We start from the raw sequence: 1,130 nt of genomic DNA on the forward strand, positions 1-1,130 counted from the left end.
TTCACATCCCAACGCTGTTAGCCTCTTTGGCGGGTTATGGCCGACTGGCTGAACTGCGAATTTCGCAACCTTATGCCTGGTTTGGATTTCACGCCCATGAACCCCACTGCCCCGATCATCAGCGATCAAACACGCCTGTATTCCCTGCAAACGCCCACGTCCATGGCCCCGTTGCACGTTGAACGCTGGGCCGGCCGCGAGGCGCTTTCCGAGTTGTACCGCTGGGACGTGCTGGCCCTGAGCGCCGACCATCGCCTGCCCCTCGAGGCGATGCTCGGTGCGCCCATTACCTTGCTCACGGCCCTGGCCGATGGCAGCCACAGCCGACGCAGCGGTTTGCTCAGCCGTGTCGCCCGCCTGGGCAGCGACGGCTCCCTGACCCGCTACCACCTGACCCTGGTGCCCTGGCTCTGGGTGTTGAGCCAGAGCTTTCGCTCCCGGGTGTTCCAGGACAGCACCGTGCAGCAGATCGTCAGCCAGGTCTTCGCCGGTTACGAGGCCTACGCCCGTTGGCGTTTCACCCTGGACGCCGACCAGTTACTGAGCCACGTGCGCCCGCGCAGTTACTGCGTGCAGTACCGCGAAACCGATTTCGACTTTGTGCAGCGGCTACTGGCCGAAGAGGGCCTGGGCTATTGCTTTGTCGAGGACCCACAAGCACCGGCCGGCCACTGCCTGGTCATCTTTGGCCAGAGCCCCGGGCTGCCTGAAGACCTCACCTCGGCCAGCGCCACCGGCCTGCGCTACCAGCGCACCGACGCGGTGGAGGAGCAAGACAGCGTGCAGTTCATGGGCCAGCTCCATCGCCTGAGCCACCGGCGCATCACCCTGCTGAGCAGCGACTACAAAACCCGCCAGGCCATCAGCGCCTCGCGCCCCGTCGGCCCCGAGCGCGAGGGCCTGGAAAGCTACGACCCGGTGGGCGATTACGCCTTTGCCACCCTGAGCGAGGCCGAGCATTACGTGCGTTTGCACAGCGAGGCCCTGCAGGTCGATAAGTCCTTCTGGCACGGCCGCGCCAACGTGCGCAGTGCCCGCGCCGGAACACGCTTTGAGCTGTTGCACGCGCCTTGGGTCCACACGGCGCACCTGCGCGGGCAGGAGCACTTCCTCTTCACCCAGGTGCACAG

1 protein-coding gene is annotated in these 1,130 nt (G+C 65.6%); it reads left to right on the forward strand.

Features of this window, described 5'->3' with window-relative positions:
- Window positions 1-96: 96 nt before the first annotated feature.
- Window positions 97-1,130, forward strand: a 1,034-nt coding sequence (locus tag AC19YT_RS28235) for a type VI secretion system Vgr family protein (RefSeq protein ID WP_500611387.1), incomplete at its 3' end; no start/stop codon positions are given.

The sequence above is a fragment of the Pseudomonas sp. MF08875 genome (assembly GCF_059862525.1).